Below are 17,774 nucleotides of genomic sequence, written 5' to 3' on the forward strand. Positions count from 1 at the left end.
GAGGCGGCCTTGGATAGAGAGACTCACACAGGCTCCCTGATGGATATCAGCCCTGAGCCCGAATACGGCCCAGGTAAGCTTGTTTGGTGTCCTGATGCCATGGCTGACGCTGGCCGTCCAGCAGATCGGCACCAAGATCATCCGCCAATTGATGGGCGGAATTGAGCATGATGGAAAAGTTCATCAGTGGATCGCCGTGACAAGGCAAGGTCATAAACAGAACTATCCCTTGAGTGTTGAACTGCTCCATGTTGTCCGGGTCAAACACCCCGGGCTTAACCATGTTGGCCAGGGAAAACAGCACCCGACCTGTGCCGGCGTTGTCTTCATGGCGATGGAAAATGTTCATGTCACCAAACTTGAAGTTCAGTGCCAACAGGCAAGGCAGCAGCTCAGCACCGCTGAGGCTCTCGCCCTCTTTGGCAACCACATGCAGTACCAAAACATCTGTGGGATCGGGCAACTCATCGTGGCGCGATTCTTCCTTGGCCTGCTCGCGGGTCTGTTGTTCAGTGGCAAGTTGTGGCTCTGGCTGGCTGTTTACCTGATGACCGGCCTGGGCCGTGGTTTGAGTGTCGCTGTGATTATCCGCGCCCAGCCCAAGCTCCATCTGCATTTCGGCAATATCTTCTTCATCATCGATATGTAACACAGGCTCTTGCCGTTGTGGCTTGCTGTTCACTCTCGGCTCGGGTTTGGCGCCTGAGAGGGAAAACGACTGTTCGCCTTCAACTTCATCCTGCTGAGGCGGCTGGAAACCAGGTTTACGCAACTTGCTGCTCTTGAGCTTGGGCGGCTTCTCGTCCGGCGAAATTTTACGCACCCTCACCTCACCAATTCCATCGGCATCGAAACCTTCGCTGTCACGCCGGGCCTGGTCCTTGTAGAAACCTGTCAGCGGATTTTCTTTCAGCGACTTGGGCTGTTGTTTGCGGATAGACCAGAAACCGTGAACCAGCACGGCGATGATGGCAATCGCACCCAACACAAACAATACCAGTTGCAAATTTTCCATTGGTTACCTGTTTTCCTATGGTTATCCGGCGTCGGCCATAGCCACCGCTTCTTCAATATCGACTGCGACTATGCGAGAGACACCCGGCTCATGCATAGTGACACCTATCAACTGATCAGCCATCTCCATGGTGAGTTTATTGTGGCTGATATAGATAAACTGTACGCTGTCCGACATCTCCTGCAAAAGGCGGCAGAATCTGTCGACGTTGGCGTCATCCAAGGGTGCATCGACCTCATCCAGCATACAAAAAGGCGCCGGATTGAGCCTGAAAATCGCAAACACCAATGATAAAGCCGTCAGAGCCTTTTCTCCACCCGAAAGTAGATGAATCGTGCTGTTCTTCTTGCCCGGTGGCCGGGCCATGATGGTCACTCCGGTATCGAGCAAATCATCGTCTGTCAGTGCCAAATAGGCACTGCCGCCACCAAATACCTTGGGAAACAACTCGCCCAGTCCGGCATTGACCTGCTCAAAAGTCGCCTTGAAGCGACTGCGGGTTTCCCTGTCTATCTTGCGGATCGCCTCTTCGAGACTGGCCAGCGCCTTGTTGAGATCTTCATCCTGGGCATCGAGATAAGCCTTACGCTCTTTTTGCTGCTCATACTCTTCAATGGCCGCCAAGTTAATGGCGCCGAGGCGACTTATCTTGCGCCGAACTGATTCCAGCTGGTCCTGCCAGGGCGCTATTTTTGCTTCATCCGGCAGGTTTGCCGCCACTTCATGCAGCTTGATCTGCTGCTCGCTGAGCTGCGCCAATTGGCTGTCGGCCTGACCTTTCAATCCCTCGCGACGTAACTTTAACGTGCTGATTGTCTGAGTCAAGTGCTCCAGTTGTCCAAGCTGTTGTTTTTGCTTTAAAGCTGTACTATCCAACTGCTGTTGCTGCTCGGCAAGTTTGGCCCGGGTGCGCTCAAGCTCCGTCTGCATCCCGTGTTGCAGCGCAAGCAACCCTTCCAGGCGTTGCTCCAGCGGTTGCAGCTCGGCCGTATCTGCATCTTGCTGCGGTTTATCCAGCAATTCCCTGCGCTTGTGCTCGGCCTGCTGCAACTGCTCGGTCAACTGTTTACGCCGCTGCGAAGCCAACGCCAAGGCGGTTTTCTGCTCCGCCAGAGTCCCGTTCAAGGTTTTTAACTGGCGCTCGAGTTCGCTCAGGCTGACTTTAAGGCTGTTTTTTTGCTGATTGGCCTCATTGTGGCGCTCACTCAGCAATCGCTCCTGCCGCTGGCGCTCATACAGAGTATCATCGGCAGCAAACTGACTCTCAATCAGCGTCTCCAGCTCAAACTGCTCCTGCTCGAGGCGCTCTTTCAACTCGGCGATTTCCGCTTCTATCTGTTGCCTTTGTCTGAGCTCGCGTGCAGCCTGCTCGGTGGCAGCCTCACAAGCCATCACAGCGCGGGTCAACGCCAGTTGCTGTTGCTGTAGCGCCTCGGACTTGAGCTGCTGAGCCTGCCTTAATTCGTTGAACCTATCCTGGGCCGCAGTGGTTTGTTGCTGCGCCTGCCGGCTCTCGCTTGCAAGCTTATCGAGCTCAGCCTGAATGGCACCCTGCTCGGCGGTCAGCTTCACCAGTGACTGGCCATCCTCGGCAAGTGTCAGCTTTATATCATGCGCAAAAAGGTCTCCATCGCGGCAGAGGATCAGCTCCCCCTCTGCCAGCCCCTGCTCGAGCAAGTTGGATGCCTGCTGCGCCGACTCGGCCCAGCGCACCCTGTTAAGCCAGGGACTTAAGTTGACGCCGGCGCTGACCGGCCCCCAACTTTGGCGACGAGTCTGAGCAAAACCTTTGCCATCAAATGGTTTGGAGTCAGGATAGACAGCGGCGCGCATCAAGGGGCCAAGCCAGGCCTCAACCACTTGCTCCCAACCGGCCTCAACCTGAATTTCCTGCCAAAGCTGAGTCAAGGCAGTTTGTGTTTCTTGCGTTGCTTGTGCGGCGCCTTCGAGCCACTGACTTATCAGCTCCAGGCGGCCAATTAACCCCGAGCGGCGCTGCACCAACTGCTGCTCCGCTTGTCTTGCCAGCTCCAACGCCTCCAGGGCCTTGGTCAACTCTGCGCCATGCCGTTCGACATCGGCTTTAGCTGCCGCCAATTGTGACTCACACAAGCTGACCTGCTGCTGAAGCTCAGCCGGGTTTGCCCCGTTATCGGCCTCAGGTTGCTGCAATCTTGCACTTAGCTTATCAAGCTGCTCGCTGCGCTGGGCATGTTGTTGCTTAAGATGCTGCTCCCGGGTGGCTGCAAGCTCCTGTTGATGCTTGATATCTCTGACCGCAGTCACCGCCTGCTGCAACTCGCCGGCAAGGCTTTCACTTTGCGAGAGCGCCGCGTCATACTGCTGGCTCAGTTCAAACTGCTGCTCTTCCAGCTCTTCCTGGCGCGGCAAATGTTGCTGCAAACTGTCATCCAGGGTTTGCTCCTGCTGCTTGGCCTGAGCCAGCTCCTCATTCAATGTGGCGATTTGCTGTTGCAGCGCCCCCAATTCAGATGCCTGCTGTTTATCCCGCTCTTTGAGATACTTGAGCTGCTGCTCGATACGGGCGATTTCAGTGTTGTTGTGATAAAAATCGGCAACCTGGCGCTGTTCCTTTTCACTGAGTTCATCCTGAGCCAGCTTTTGCCGAGTCAGGCTCAACTCCAACTCTTGTTTCTGCGCCTGTTGCTGGGCCAGCTCGGTCTCCAGCCTTTCTATCTCGCTGTTTTGCGCCTCGGCCTGATCATTGAGCTCCAAAAAACGCATCACCAAGAGTTCGGCATGCAAGCGCCGCTCACTTTGCTTGTATTCCCGATAGCGTTTGGCGGCCTGAGCCTGAATCGTCAACTTATCCAGTTGCTTACCAAGCTCGGAGCGAATATCCCCCAGTCGCTCAAGGTTTTCACGGGTATGGCGAATACGGTTTTCCGTGTCCTTGCGCCGCTCTTTATAACGGGAGATGCCTGCGGCCTCTTCGATAAAGACCCTGAGTTCCTGCGGTTTGCATTCTATCAAGCGGGAGATGGTGCCCTGGCCTATGATGGCGTAGCTGCGCGGCCCAAGGCCGGTGCCCATAAAGATATCCGTAATATCCTTGCGGCGGCATTTTTGACCGTTGAGAAAATAAAGGGCTTCGCCATCGCGGGAGACCTGGCGCTTGACGGAGATTTCGCCGTAGTTGGCATACTGGCCGCCGATACGCCCAAGGGCGTTGTCGAATACCAGCTCAACGCCGGCGACAGAAACAGGCTTACGAGCACTGGAGCCGTTAAAGATAACATCGGCCATGGAGTCACCGCGCAGGTGTTTGGCCGAGCTTTCACCCAGCACCCAGCGCACGGCATCAATCACATTGGATTTACCGCAGCCATTGGGGCCGATAATGGCCGTCAGCGGATTGAGAAAAGGGATTTTGGTAGCATCGACAAATGACTTGAAGCCAGCGAGTTTTATCTGTTTGAGTCTCATATTTGCCGTTGGATGTCAGTGCCGATTGTTTTTGTTTTGCGGGCCAATCCTGAAGGGAATTCAATAGCCTGATTGAAACGCCGCCGTCCTGGCCCAATAAGCTGTATAAGCGCTGTCACTTTAGCAAAGCGGGCCGCATTTTGTAACGCTTTTTATTCCCTTGGCTGCGTTTTTCCCTTGTTTTCGTGGCCTTGGTTGCTCAAAATCGGCCCTAAGTGTTCTTTTATTGAGAGTAAGTGGTACATGTCCGCATCTTCAAGACCCGCCAAGAGCGGCGTCAACTATTTTCTCGAAGGCTTTAGCCTAATCAAACGTCCGGGCTTGCGCAGCTTTGTGTTTATTCCGCTGATGATCAACCTGCTGTTGTTTGCCGGAGTCATCTATTTTGCCATAGGCCAACTGGGGAATGTGTTTGCCTGGCTCGAAGGCCAACTGCCCGACTATCTCAGTTGGCTTAATGTGATCCTCTGGCCACTGGCGATTATCACCCTGTTGGTGCTGCTGTCGTTTATCTTCAGCTCTGTGATGAACTGGCTGGCAGCGCCATTTAACGGCCTGTTGGCCGAAAAGGTGGAGCAACTACTGACCGGCAAGCCGCTCAATACCGGCGGCACCTTGGATTTAATCAAGGATCTGCCGCGGATCCTCGGCCGCGAATGGCAAAAGCTGGTGTATTACCTGCCGCGAGCCATACTGATCTTACTGCTGTTTTTTATTCCTGTGATTGGCCAAACCGTTTTCCCTGTGGTCTGGTTTATCTTCAGTGCCTGGATGATGAGCATCCAATACTGTGACTATCCTTTCGATAACCACAAGGTGGCGTTCAAAGAGATGAAGTTTGCCCTGAAAAATACCAAGGGCAGCAGTATGAGCTTCGGCGCCGCCGTCACCCTGTTTTCCATGATCCCTATTGTCAACTTTATCGTGATGCCGGTTGCCATTTGCGGTGCCACCTCCATGTGGGTCGACAAGTATCGCGAAGCCTATCGCAATCCGGCCATAGCACCAGATTAAGCGCCGTAAGGCCAATTGAGACACAAAAATGCCTGCAGTTGCAGGCATTTTTATTGCTGAGGAAAGCTCTGTCTTAACAGGCACGCAGAATTAAACTGCCGATGGAGTAACCCGCACCGAAGGAGCTCAACAGGCCCAACTCCCCCTGTTTGAAGTCCTGGTGATATTTATGGAAAGCGATTACCGAGCCGGCCGATGCCGTGTTGGCGTATTGATCCAGCACCACGGGCGCCTTCAAAGGCTCGGGTGTTTCACCCAGGAGCTTTTTCACCACAAACTGGTTCATATTGATATTGGCCTGATGCAGCCACAGACGCTTGAACTGCTCCGGCGTGATACCTGCTTCTTCGAGCTGCGCATCCAAATGCTGGTATATCATGGGTAGCAGCTCTTTAAAGACCTTGCGCCCCTGTTGATGAAACAGCTTATCTGCCTCGCAGGAAGTAGCCGGATCACAACGGTTAAGGAAACCAAAGTTGCTGCGGATATTGTTCGAGTAATGGGTAAAGCAGCGGCTCGACAGAATTTCAAAGACTTGCTGGGCGCGGCAAGTCGCTGCCGGCTCCAATACCAAGGCTGTGGCCACATCACCGAAAATGAAGTGACTGTCGCGGTCACGATAATTGACCTGAGCCGAACATATCTCAGGATTGATGACCAACACGCGCCCGGCGCTACCACTGCGAATGGCATTGGCCGCTGTCACCAGGGCAAAAGTCGCCGAGGAACAGGCAACCTGCATGTCAAAGCCATAACCCCGAGTGCCGAGGGCTTGTTGAATTTCAATCGCCATCGCCGGATAGGCCCGCTGGGTGTAGGCACAGGCGACTATCACCAAGTCAATGTCATCCGCCTTGAGGCCGGCATTATCAAGGGCTTGCTTGGCCGCATGCAAGCCCATTTCAGCCTGCAGTGACAGGCTGTCGCTGGCACGTTCAGGGATCAGCGGCATCATGACTTCAGGATCCAAGATCCCCTCTTTGACCATCACAAATCTGTGTTTGATGCCTGACGCTTTCTCAATAAACTCACTCGATGAGTAATTCAGCGCCGCCACATGGCCAAGATCTATCTGGGCACGGTTTTCGGTATTGAACAGGTCAACATACTGATTGAAGCTGTCCACCAGTTCTTGATTGGTTATTCCTTCCGGAGGGGTAAACAGCCCGGTACCGGAAATGACAATCGCATCCTTCATAAACTACCTTCTTATTGTTTTGTGACCGGATCCGCCTGCAGCACAGTCTCTGTTGGACTCATGCGTGGCTTACTCAGATCGATAACAACTGTTGCTGAGATCTTATCCTGGATGGCTTGCCTGTTGGCATCCCAAAAAATCTGCAAGAAACCCAGCAGTCCAGTGGCAAAGCCTGCACCGTATCCCCCGTAACGGCCAAAGGCGTCCCATAGGGAAAGCTTACCACCTCCGAGGGCAATCACCCGCACCCGCATGATTTTTTTGCCTAAAGTCTGACCATCGAACCAGGCAGTGAACAAGGTAAAATAGAATGCCGCCCAGCCAAATCCAAACCCGAGGTCATTGAGCATCCCCTTGGCCCAAGCGAGCAAACTGTATTGTGTTTCTTCCTCCTGCTCGTCCTCTTCAGCTCCCTGTCTTGAGTCGTCTTCGGCAGATGCCGGCTTGGTTTGTGTGTCGATTTTCGCATCGTTTTTTGCATCGGTTTGTGCGTTAGTCTGTGCATTGAGTGCCGCTACAGACTCGGGCCTCATTGAAGCCAACTGCGGCATCAAGTCTACATTTATCGCCGCAATATCGGCTGAAGCAAGCGGCAAGTCATCCAATGCACCTTGCAGCATGGTCTCGACCTGGGTGCGTGACAGCCCTGCCTCAGCCGCGGCATTGACCAGCAAACCCGCTTCATGTTGGGCACAGGCCTTGTCCTCACACAAACTCAAACGCAGCAGCTGCGGCGTCAAGGTCAGCAGTGTCTGCCCCTGAATTTCATTATCGCGACGCTCTTGCAGGCCGTTGACTTTTATCATCTGCGGCACCGCAGACCAAAGCAAAACCACCGCCATAAACAGGTACAAAAGCCCCTTGGCCCAAGTGGAGATCCTGTTGGCGTGATTGTGTATATAATAAGCCAGCAGGCACACCAAAAGCACAAACAGCGGGCCCGCCTGTTCGGCCAGTACTGCTATCAACAAACCGTCTATCGTGATAGCCAGTGCCCGTTTCCAAGGCTTTGCCAAGGGGGTGTAGAGTAGCTCCGGCGCCACACTGAATGCGGCCGGTGTCACTATGCTGCGGGGATCTTTGCCCGGATACAGCTTAAAGCCGCTCTGTTCCCCGGTTCGATTCGGGTTTGCCTCCTCGGCATTGAAGTTGTGATCCAAGCCTGCTCTCCTATTTGGAATAGAATGTTGATTTTTGGTTAACGTCGAATTGGCGTTGAGATTAACATAAAGCTAAACTGGCTTACTCCGAAGTTACGAATAACAGAGATTCATGTAATAACTAAAAAGAATAAAGAAGAACAAAGATTCACTTCTCTTTGATCTCATGGAGATTATGCTTTAGGGATGCAATCAAAGGAGGCCAGCAAGCCATGAGTAAAATTTTCGAAGACAATTCCTACACCATTGGTAACACTCCACTGGTTCGTCTTAACCGCGTCAGTAACGGCAAGGTGCTGGCCAAGGTAGAAGCCCGTAACCCAAGCTTCAGTGTCAAATGCCGTATTGGTGCCAATATGATTTGGGACGCCGAGAAAAAAGGCCTGTTGACCAAAGACAAAGAGCTGATTGAGCCCACCTCGGGAAATACGGGTATTGCGCTGGCCTATGTTGCTGCCGCCCGAGGTTACAAGTTGACTCTGACCATGCCCAACACCATGAGTCTCGAGCGCCGCAAGCTGCTCAAGGCACTGGGCGCCAACCTGGTCCTGACTGATGGTGCCAAGGGCATGAAAGGAGCTATCGAAAAGGCCGAGGAAATCCGCCAATCGGCGCCGGATAAATATCTGCTGCTGCAGCAGTTTGACAACCCGGCCAACCCTGAGATCCACGAAAAAACCACAGGTCCTGAGATCTGGAACGATACCGATGGTCAAATCGATGTATTTGTTGCCGGTGTCGGTACCGGCGGCACCATCACAGGGGTGAGCCGTTATATCAAGAACACTCAAGGCAAGGCGATCACTGCAGTGGCCGTTGAACCAGCCGACTCACCAGTGATCAGCCAGACTCTGGCGGGCCAACCTGTGCAGCCGGGTCCGCACAAGATCCAGGGAATAGGCGCCGGCTTTATTCCGGGTAACCTAGATCTGGAGCTGATTGACAAGGTAGAGCTGGTCACCAATGACGAAGCGATAGAGATGGCTCACAGGCTGATGAAAGAGGAAGGCATTTTGGTGGGGATCTCCTCCGGTGCCGCCGTCGTTGCCGCCAACCGCATCGCCGCTCTGCCAGAATTTGCAGACAAAAATATAGTGGTGATCCTGCCATCTGCCGCCGAGCGTTATCTGTCCTCGGCCCTGTTTGTCGGCCAATTCGGCGATCAGGAAAACGTGCAGTAAGTAAGCATAAACCGCAACTTGAAAGCCCTGTCTAATGACGGGGTTTTTTTATACCTCTAACGCTATCAGCCCAAACGCAGCGAACTGAAGACCCCCTTTTGATGCCACAATTCAAAGCAGCAGTAACCACATATTTGCCCTCTTGATCAAAGTTTTATGCAACTGGCCTGTACTTGACTTGGGCTTTGGGCCATAAAGGCTTTTTTGAACCTTTCCCACGGCTCCCTAGACAATGCCCTTTTTCAGTGAACCCGCCAAACTCAGTGCCTTCGAAGCCAAATTTGAAGCACAAAAAATCGCCTTCGCTCCGGTCAGTTTTCAGGTAACCCGCTGCCTGCTGCAGTTCGACATCCTCAAGCATATAGATGCCGCAGGCGATGAGGGCATACACCTTGAGATACTTAAAGAACAAACCGGGCTGACAGAATATGCTCTGGGCGTTCTGCTCGATATGGCGCTCTCCATGGGGCTAGTTTGGCACAAGGGAGACAATTACATTCTCGACAAGACAGGCTGGTTTCTGCTGCATGACGATATGGCCGCCACCAACCTCAATTTTATCCACGACATCTGTTACCAAGGCCTGTTTCATCTGCAACAGGCGCTGGAGCAAGGCTCTCCCGAGGGACTGAAAGTATTCGGCGATTGGCCCACTATTTACCCAGCCCTGAGCCAGTTACCGACAGAAGCCAAACACAGCTGGTTCGCCTTCGATCACTATTATTCAGATCATGCCTTTGACAGCCTGATGCCGCGCATATTTGCCAAAGAGCCGGCTCATTTGGTGGATATCGGTGGCAATACCGGCAAATGGGCCTTGAAATGTGCCGGCTACAACACACAGTGCCGGGTAACCATAATGGATCTTGCTCCCCAGCTTGAGCTGGCCGCCGAGGCAGCAAAAGCTGCAGGTTTGAGCGGGCGGATATCCGGCCTGGCGTGCGATCTGCTTGCCCCTGACGGCCCCTTTGTGACCGACGGCGATCTCTATTGGATGAGCCAATTCCTCGACTGTTTCAGCGAGGCACAAATCCTGGCCATCCTGCAGGCTTGTGCCAAAGCCATGCCGGCGACAGCCGAGCTCTGCATTCTGGAAACCTTCTGGGACAGGCAGCCCAATGCCGCCTCCGCCTACTGTGTCAATGCCACCTCGCTCTACTTCACCGCCATGGCCAATGGCAACAGTCGTATGTATCACTCCAAGGTATTGCTGAAACTACTGCAACAGGCAGGTTTCTATGTCGATGAAGATATCGATGACATAGGGCTTGGGCATACTCTGCTGCGCTGCAAGCTTAAATAGATTTGAATCAATGAATAACTTAATTTCAATTTTATTAATCAAAGACCGATTTTAGACTAGGACCATCAAATTGGAATCTAGAGGTCACAGTATGAAACTCGTTGCCACTACCACTGAAGAACTCAGCACTCGCGAGTCCAAGTTCAGTAAAGCCGCTTTCAAGCGACTGCCAAGCCCTCTGGCCGGGTTGGCGCTGGCTATCGCCAGCCTGGGTTGGGCCTGGGAAAACGTGTCAGCAGAATTTCCCGGCCTGGCATTGGGCGCGGCGGTTGCCGGCATATTACTGTCTCTGCTGACAGTCAAATTCATTCTGCATCCTGAATTACTGAATGAAGAACTGCGCCACCCTGTAGTCGGCAGTGTGCTGCCCACCTTTGCCATGGCACTGATGGTGATCTCCAAAGCCGTAGGGATCCATCTTCCTTTGTGTGGCTTCCTGATCTGGTTGACGGCTATCGCCATTCACTGCTGTTTACTGGCGGCCTTTGTGCTGCATAGAGCAATGGACTTCAACCTGGAGCATATGGTGCCCAGTTGGTTTGTGCCCCCTATCGGCATGGTGGTGGCCGCCGTGACCTTTCCCGGCGCCGAAGCCGGCGAGGTAGGCGCCCAAATCGCTCACATCATTCTGATGTTCGGCCTGGTGAGTTACTTGGTGATGCTGCCTGTGATGCTCTATCGCTTGATCTTCTGTAATCCGGTCGCGGATGCAGCCAAGCCGACCATAGCGATTCTGGCAGCACCGGCCAGCCTGTCTCTGGCCGGCTATCTGACCCTGACCCCGGAGCCTGAGCTTTGGTTGGTCGCCCTGCTGCTGAGTCTGGCCCTGCTGATGACCCTGGTCATCTATCTGGCCTTCCTGCACTTGCTGCGCCTCCCTTTCAGCCCTGGGTTTGCTGCCTACACCTTCCCCATGGTGATAGGAGCCACTGCCCTACTGAAAACAGCCGCCTGGTGCAACAGCCAACCCATGCTGCAATCGCTGCACCGGCCACTGGCGTTACTTGGAAATATTGAGCTTGTGATAGCCAGTGCTATTGTCGGCTTCGTCGCTATCAGTTACCTCAGACACTACCGCCCCTGGTCTCTGGGAAACTGAAATTCCCATACACAGAAACCCGCAAAGCGTGACGCAAATCACGCTTTTGCGATTTATTGGATCTTCAATGGTCCATTGAAATCTACTCAAGCTCCTAGACAAAACAAATTCAACTCTTCACTACGAACAAGTTTAAACATTAATAAAACATTTAACTCCACATAAATTTACAGTAGAGAATAATTTACTAATTAATATGACTAATTAGTCAGCAAGATAGAGAGTCAGAACAAATAAACGCTGTACGTTATATTTATGATAACAAGATGAGTACATTTGGTTTCAGTATAATTTAATTACATCTGTATTATCCTTGTTGCACTTTTTATTTCACTAAGGTTATATTCCTGATACATCCGGAAACATTTTTTAATTAATTCGGATGAAAAAAATAAAAACACACATAAGTATCAGGGAGAAAATAATGCAAGCTAATTCTAAATTAGCCAAAGCAGTGCGCTTTGCGTTAATTGGTGGTGTTGCAACTGCAGCTTATTCCGCACCAGCATTGTCGTCGGCAGAACAAGATCAGCAAACGGCTAATTCTGCCGTTGAGCGTATCTCTATCACTGGCTCACGTATCGTACGTGAAGGTGCCGTGGCCCCTACCCCGGTGACAGTAATTTCGGGTGAAGAACTTCTGTCTACCGGTGTTACCAACATAGGTGAAGCCCTCAACCAGTTGCCTGCTCTAGGTAACACCTATTCTCTCGCCAACTCTGGACGTTACATTGGTACTGCCGGAGCCAACCTGTTGGATCTGCGTACCATGGGTACCGACAGAACCTTGGTGCTGGTTAACGGTAAACGCCATGTTGCCAGCTCAGCGGGAAGCTCTTCGGTTGACGTAAACACGATTCCAAGTGCCTGGGTCGAAAAAGTGGAAGTCATTACGGGTGGTGCATCTGCTATTTATGGTGCAGATGCAGTAACAGGCGTAGTTAACTTCATTCTGAAAAAAGACATTGTCGGCTTGGATATTTCCGCTATCAAAGGTCGAGCCGATGACAGTGGTTTTGGTAAAGACAGAGTTTCGCTTTCTTACGGTACAGATATCAATGATGGTCGCGGTAATATCGCCTTCGCCGCAGAATACAGCGCTCAGGATAGACTCAGAGCGTTCGATCGTGATCAAACCAAAACCTCATTTACCAGTCTGAAAAATACCAACAGACCCAAGGATGCCGACGGTAACTATATCGATTCCAATGATCCGTCTGATCCAGACAAGTATTTCCTGCCAAACGGCGGACATTATAAGATCAGCAACGCCGGTACCTTCTTCCTGGATGGTTGGAAGACCTTCAATCCAGACGGGACTATCCGTGATGTCTACATCGGCCCTAAAGTTGATGGGAACTATTGTGTCGACTGTGACTTCACCAACTTGAGACAGTTTGAAGATCTGCAACCAGAATTCAAGCGTTATAACCTCAACCTGAAGAGCAATTATCAGCTGAATGACGATATGAACCTCTACTTTGAGGCCAAATATGTCAACAGTCAGGCCAGTGATTATGGTCAGCCTGCCTTCTTCTTTGGCAACAAGGTAAACACAATTAAGGTTGATAACCCTTATCTGGATCCCAACCTTGTTGCTCTGATGAAGAGTAACAAGGATGCGGACGATAACCCTCAGCCACTGGATTCAATCGTCATCAACCGTTTCATGGCCGACCTGGGCCAACGTGTCGAGGACGACACCCGTGAAACCCAGCGCTACGTACTGGGTCTAGAAGGCGTCTTGGCTGATGACTGGGATTATGACCTGTACGCCATCTATGGCCAGACAGATCTGGAACGGGTGAACAAAAATAACCTCATCTATGCCAACTACCAAAATGCCCTCGATGCTGTCATGCTCGACGGTAACATAGTCTGTCGCAGCGAAACCGCCCGTGCTGAAGGTTGTGTGCCGGTCAACATTTTTGGTGCAGGTAACCCAAGCCAGGAAGCCATTGACTACATCAATACCACTTCTGTTGGTACCGCAGTGATCAAGCAAACCGTTTTGGGTGGCACTATCACCAATTCCGGGCTATTCGAACTGCCAGCCGGTTATGTAGGCCTGTCTACCGGTGTTGAGTACCGCAAAGAAGAGAGTGAGATCAAAGAGCCTGAGAATGCTGCAGGCACATTCTTCAACGCCTTGGGTGAAGACAAAGGTGATTTCGATGTCAAGGAAGTGTTTGCCGAGGTATCAATACCTCTGCTGGCCGACTTGCCGCTGATCCGTCAGTTGGATATGGATCTGGCCGTAAGGTTCGCCGATTACAGCACCATTGGCAATGCGACCACCTGGAAAGCCGGTCTGAGCTGGGAAATCAACGACGAGTTGAGAATGCGCAGTACCTATGCTGAAGCCATTCGAGCCCCTAATATCAGCGAGCTGTTTGGTGCCCCAAGTCAGACTTTCTTCCGGGTTGATGATTCATGCCGTATTGATAACCTCAATAACCTGGCCGATTCTTCCACTCGCCGCAAGAACTGTGCCGCGCTGGGTGTACCTACTGATTTCAATGATCAGTACGATGCCAAAAGCATAGAAGGCAAGAGCAGTGGTAACCGGGAACTGAAACCTGAAGAGTCCACCAGCTACACTGTAGGGCTTATCTATCAACCTGAGTTTATCGAAGGTCTATCTATGACACTCGATTACTGGAATATCAAGATTGATGATGCCATCAGTTCTATTGCGGCTCAGGACATCATAGATCGCTGCCTGGATTCGACCAGTGGTATAGATAACCAGTATTGTGCGCTGATCACCCGTGACCCATCTTCACACCAGATAACGTTGATTCAGAGTCACTCTCTGAACGTTGCAGCCTTGGAGGCCTCTGGTGTTGACCTGGATCTGGCTTATAAGACTGACATTCTGGGTGGTGATTTCAGTGCCAACCTGATTGCGACTCACCTGCTTAAGCGCCGGAACTTCTCCTTCCAGGATAATCCCAGCGATTACGAAGAATTGGCCGGCACTTTGGGATATGCAGATTGGCAGGCCAACCTGACCCTGAACTACAAGTATGAAAACTGGCTCAGCTACTGGCGTACCCGTTTCGTCAATGACGTCAGCTTGTACACAGATAAGGAACTGGCCCGCAACGCAAACCCAAGTTCAAACATGCAGTACGACGATTACTTCATCAGTGATGTCGCCGTGGGTTATCAGTTTGATTCCGGTATAACGCTTAAGTTCGGTATCGATAACCTGTTCGATAAAGACTTGCCTTATGGTACGACCGGTACCACAGCAGGTTCTGCAGCGTACGATAACGTCGGTCGCTTCTACTACACCAGTCTGAGCTATTCCTTCTAAGCTCATTTAAACTGAATATTATTCGGTAAATAAGCGGCGCATTTTGCGCCGCTTATTATTTATTCAACCAACCTCGCAAATGTTAATAAAATGTTTTCATCATGTTTTTAAATGTGGTTGTTGATGTTTTTCAATAGTTTCAAAACATCTGATTACATCTTTATTACAATAAATAATCGGGTAACAAGCATTTAACCACTTGTATTATTTGTATCTTAATGGTTACATTTTGTCGCCGAATTGTTCTATACCGGCTCGAATAAATACAAAAAGACAAAATAAATATCATAAAAGGATATAAATGATGAATCTCAGTGTCAGCAAAGCTGTGCGCTTCGCCCTCTTTGGCGGCGCAGCAGCGGCCACTCTTAGCCTACCTGCAGTTCAAGCCAACGAAAACGAACAACTGGAGCGCATCGAAGTTACCGGTTCACGTATCAAGCGTACCGACATGGAATCGGCACTGCCGGTAACTGTGATGAGTTCTGAAGACATAGCCAAAACCGGCCTGACAGATGTTTCTGCGGTACTGGCACAAATGCCATACAACACTGCGGGCAGCTTCATCAGCGACGCCGGCAGTTCTGCCAGTAACCATGCCAGCTCGGGCATGCGTGGTCTGGGTTCAAACCGCACCCTGACCCTGATCAATGGCCGCCGTATCGCACCATCAGCCACTTTTGGTGCCGATGCAACCAACCTTAACCTGATCCCTATGGACGCCATCGAGCGCATTGAGATCCTTCGTGACGGCGCTTCTGCCATCTATGGTTCCGATGCCATTGGTGGTGTAATCAACATCATTCTGAAGAAGAACTATGACGGTCTTGGATTCGATCTGAAATACGCTAACCCGACTCAGGGTGGCCGTGATGAAATGTCGGCGTCGATGACCTTCGGTAACACAGGCGATAAGAGCACCAGCCTGGTAATCATAGAGCACAAGAAGTTTGATCCTCTCAAGGGTGGTCAGCGTGATCATTTGACCGCCAACTGGGATGAGGCCTATGGCCGCAGCTCTCTGTATGCACCGGAAGGTACCTGGCGCCCAGTGGCTGCCCGCCCAGGCAAAAAAGAAGACGGAACCTTTGAAACGCCAACCTACACAGGTAACTATGTACCGGGTAAAGACTGTCCGGCCGATCAAATCGTTCAGAGCAAAGATGGTCCACGTTGTGGCTATAGCATGTATGAAGGCACCGATTACCTGCCGGATCAGACCAAAGACTCTTTGTTCAGCAACCTGACTTACAGAATTACCGACAACCTGGAATGGTTCGGTCAGGCGATTGTGATGCGTGACAAGTCCACGACTTCCTCTACCGCGCTGTGGACCCCTAACCTGTACATAGCTGCCGACAACCCACTGAACCCAACTTATGGCACGGCCAACGCCAGCGAAGTACAGGCTTACCACCGCCTTACCGGTGTGGCCGATCGCAGCACGACGTTCAAGTCCGATGTGATTGACGTGGTTACCGGTCTGAACCTGGAGCTGGATGCCGGTTCACTGAACTGGTATGTACAGTACTCAGATCAGCAGGTAGACATAAGCACTGACTCCTATGTGTTTGAAGACAACCTGCAACAAGCCGTAGATGCCGGCCTGTACAATCCATTTGTTCTGGGCGGCAATGCGACTCAGGCAACCCTGGACAGCTTCCTGCACACCGCCACCCGTCAAGCTGACTCCAAGACCACAGCGACTGCCATTTCCTGGGCTGCGCTGGCGCCTATCGCACTGCCAGGCGGTGACATAGGTTATGCCGTGGGTGCCGAGTACCAGAAGATGGAATTCAGCGATCGCCGCGACGCGCAGCAAGCTGCCGGCAAAGTACTGGGTACTTACGGTGGTGACTCCGCCGGTGAGCGTAACTACAAGGCTGCCTTTGTTGAGCTGGAACTGCCGGTCACTGACGATCTGAACATCAAACTGGCCAGCCGTTATGACCAATACAGCCTGCCGGACGAAGGCCAGCTGTCCAGCTCTATCAACCTGCGTTACCAGTTGTTGGATAACCTGGTACTGCGCGCCTCTTACGGCCAGGGTTTCCGTGCTCCGTCACTGGATGATCTGCTGGGCGAAGCCGCTACCAGTTATGACAGAGTGATCGACACCAAAGGCTGTCAGATGCTGCCGGCTGACCAACGCGAAGGCGCTGATGTGTGTGAATCAACTCAGTATCTGCGCAAGAGTTCAGGTAATCCGGAGCTGAAACCTGAAGAGTCTGATCAGTATGCCTTCGGTGCAGTGTGGAACATCACTGATGATATCTCTCTGGTTGTGGACTACTACAACATAGAGATCAGCAACCAGGTCAGCTACGTCGGTGCCCAGACTATTCTGGATCTGGAAGCCACGACCGGCCTCGGTGCGTACGATCCTAAATATGTCTATGTGAAGCGTGATACCGACGGCAAGATTGAAGAGATTGGCGCCGGCTACATCAACATGGACGGGGTACAAACCTCGGGTCTGGACGTCTCTTTCAGCTCGCGCTTCGAGCTGGGTAACTACGGCAACCTGAAGTTCGCACTGGAAGGCACCTATGCACTGGAATACACAGAGCAGGCCAGCCCGGTCGACCCACGTTACGACGTGCTGGGTACCAAGGGATATCCTGAGCTGCGTTTCAACTCCACCTTCAGCTATGAGTACGATGCCTTCAGCGCCTCGCTGATCGCCAAGTACATAGACTCCTATGCCGGTGAAACGCCACAGCAGCAAGCTGCCAACATCGACAAGCAGGACTTCGGTTCCTTCACCACTTGGGATCTGGCCATGAACTATGACTTTGACAAGTTCGGTAAAGTCACAGTCGGTGCCCGTAACCTGTTCGATGCCATGCCTGCGGTGAACTATGAGCTGTCCTACCCAGGTTATGACGCCGATACCCACAACATTATCGGTCGCGTAGTCTACGCGGGTTATCAGATCCGCTTCTGATAAACGCTTTAAACGCTTTAATAGCCAAAAGCGCAGTCAATGACTGCGCTTTTTTGTTTAATTCTATCCTCAACAATCAAGCATTGAG

10 protein-coding genes are annotated in these 17,774 nt (G+C 51.9%); 6 read left to right on the plus strand and 4 right to left on the minus strand.

What is annotated here, in order from left to right:
* Window positions 1-46 precede the first annotated feature (46 nt).
* The gene (zipA, locus tag HCX89_RS00595; RefSeq protein ID WP_129979016.1) at window positions 47-1,015 is read right to left on the minus strand and encodes a cell division protein ZipA; all 969 of its coding nucleotides are present in this window, start codon (window positions 1,013-1,015) and stop codon (window positions 47-49) included.
* Window positions 1,016-1,036: 21 nt separating this feature from the next.
* Complete coding sequence (locus HCX89_RS00600; RefSeq protein WP_167714710.1) at window positions 1,037-4,462, minus strand: chromosome segregation protein SMC; 3,426 nt, start codon at window positions 4,460-4,462, stop codon at window positions 1,037-1,039.
* Window positions 4,463-4,705: 243 nt separating this feature from the next.
* Here HCX89_RS00600 and cysZ point away from each other — a divergent pair, with 243 nt between their 5' ends.
* A complete protein-coding gene (gene cysZ, locus HCX89_RS00605; protein WP_025011788.1) occupies window positions 4,706-5,476 on the plus strand; it encodes a sulfate transporter CysZ in 771 nt (256 codons plus the stop codon).
* Between the two features lie 73 nt (window positions 5,477-5,549).
* Here cysZ and HCX89_RS00610 read toward each other — a convergent pair whose 3' ends face one another.
* Window positions 5,550-6,674 (minus strand): beta-ketoacyl-ACP synthase III, encoded by a 1,125-nt coding sequence (locus tag HCX89_RS00610; protein ID WP_167714712.1) that lies wholly within the window; start codon window positions 6,672-6,674, stop codon window positions 5,550-5,552.
* Window positions 6,675-6,685: 11 nt separating this feature from the next.
* Window positions 6,686-7,834 (minus strand): RDD family protein, encoded by a 1,149-nt coding sequence (locus HCX89_RS00615; protein ID WP_254428335.1) that lies wholly within the window; start codon window positions 7,832-7,834, stop codon window positions 6,686-6,688.
* A gap of 212 nt (window positions 7,835-8,046) precedes the next feature.
* On the opposite strand from HCX89_RS00615, the gene cysK reads away from it, so the two are divergent.
* The 5 genes from cysK (at window position 8,047) to HCX89_RS00640 (ending at window position 17,686) form a co-directional block, all read left to right on the plus strand.
* Window positions 8,047-9,015, plus strand: coding sequence for a cysteine synthase A (gene cysK / locus HCX89_RS00620; protein ID WP_025011786.1), 969 nt, complete (start codon window positions 8,047-8,049; stop codon window positions 9,013-9,015).
* Between the two features lie 232 nt (window positions 9,016-9,247).
* Window positions 9,248-10,318 (plus strand): methyltransferase, encoded by a 1,071-nt coding sequence (locus HCX89_RS00625; RefSeq protein WP_144132031.1) that lies wholly within the window; start codon window positions 9,248-9,250, stop codon window positions 10,316-10,318.
* A 91-nt stretch (window positions 10,319-10,409) separates the two neighbouring features.
* A complete protein-coding gene (locus HCX89_RS00630; RefSeq protein ID WP_028779371.1) occupies window positions 10,410-11,417 on the plus strand; it encodes a TDT family transporter in 1,008 nt (335 codons plus the stop codon).
* A gap of 424 nt (window positions 11,418-11,841) precedes the next feature.
* The gene (locus HCX89_RS00635; RefSeq protein ID WP_167714714.1) at window positions 11,842-14,739 is read left to right on the plus strand and encodes a TonB-dependent receptor; all 2,898 of its coding nucleotides are present in this window, start codon (window positions 11,842-11,844) and stop codon (window positions 14,737-14,739) included.
* 301 nt (window positions 14,740-15,040) lie between these two features.
* Complete coding sequence (locus HCX89_RS00640) at window positions 15,041-17,686, plus strand: TonB-dependent siderophore receptor (RefSeq protein WP_028779373.1); 2,646 nt, start codon at window positions 15,041-15,043, stop codon at window positions 17,684-17,686.
* The last annotated feature ends 88 nt before the right edge of the window (window positions 17,687-17,774 follow it).

Origin of the sequence: Shewanella sp. Iso12 (assembly GCF_012030025.1) — a bacterium.
Lineage (GTDB): Bacteria > Pseudomonadota > Gammaproteobacteria > Enterobacterales > Shewanellaceae > Shewanella > Shewanella algae.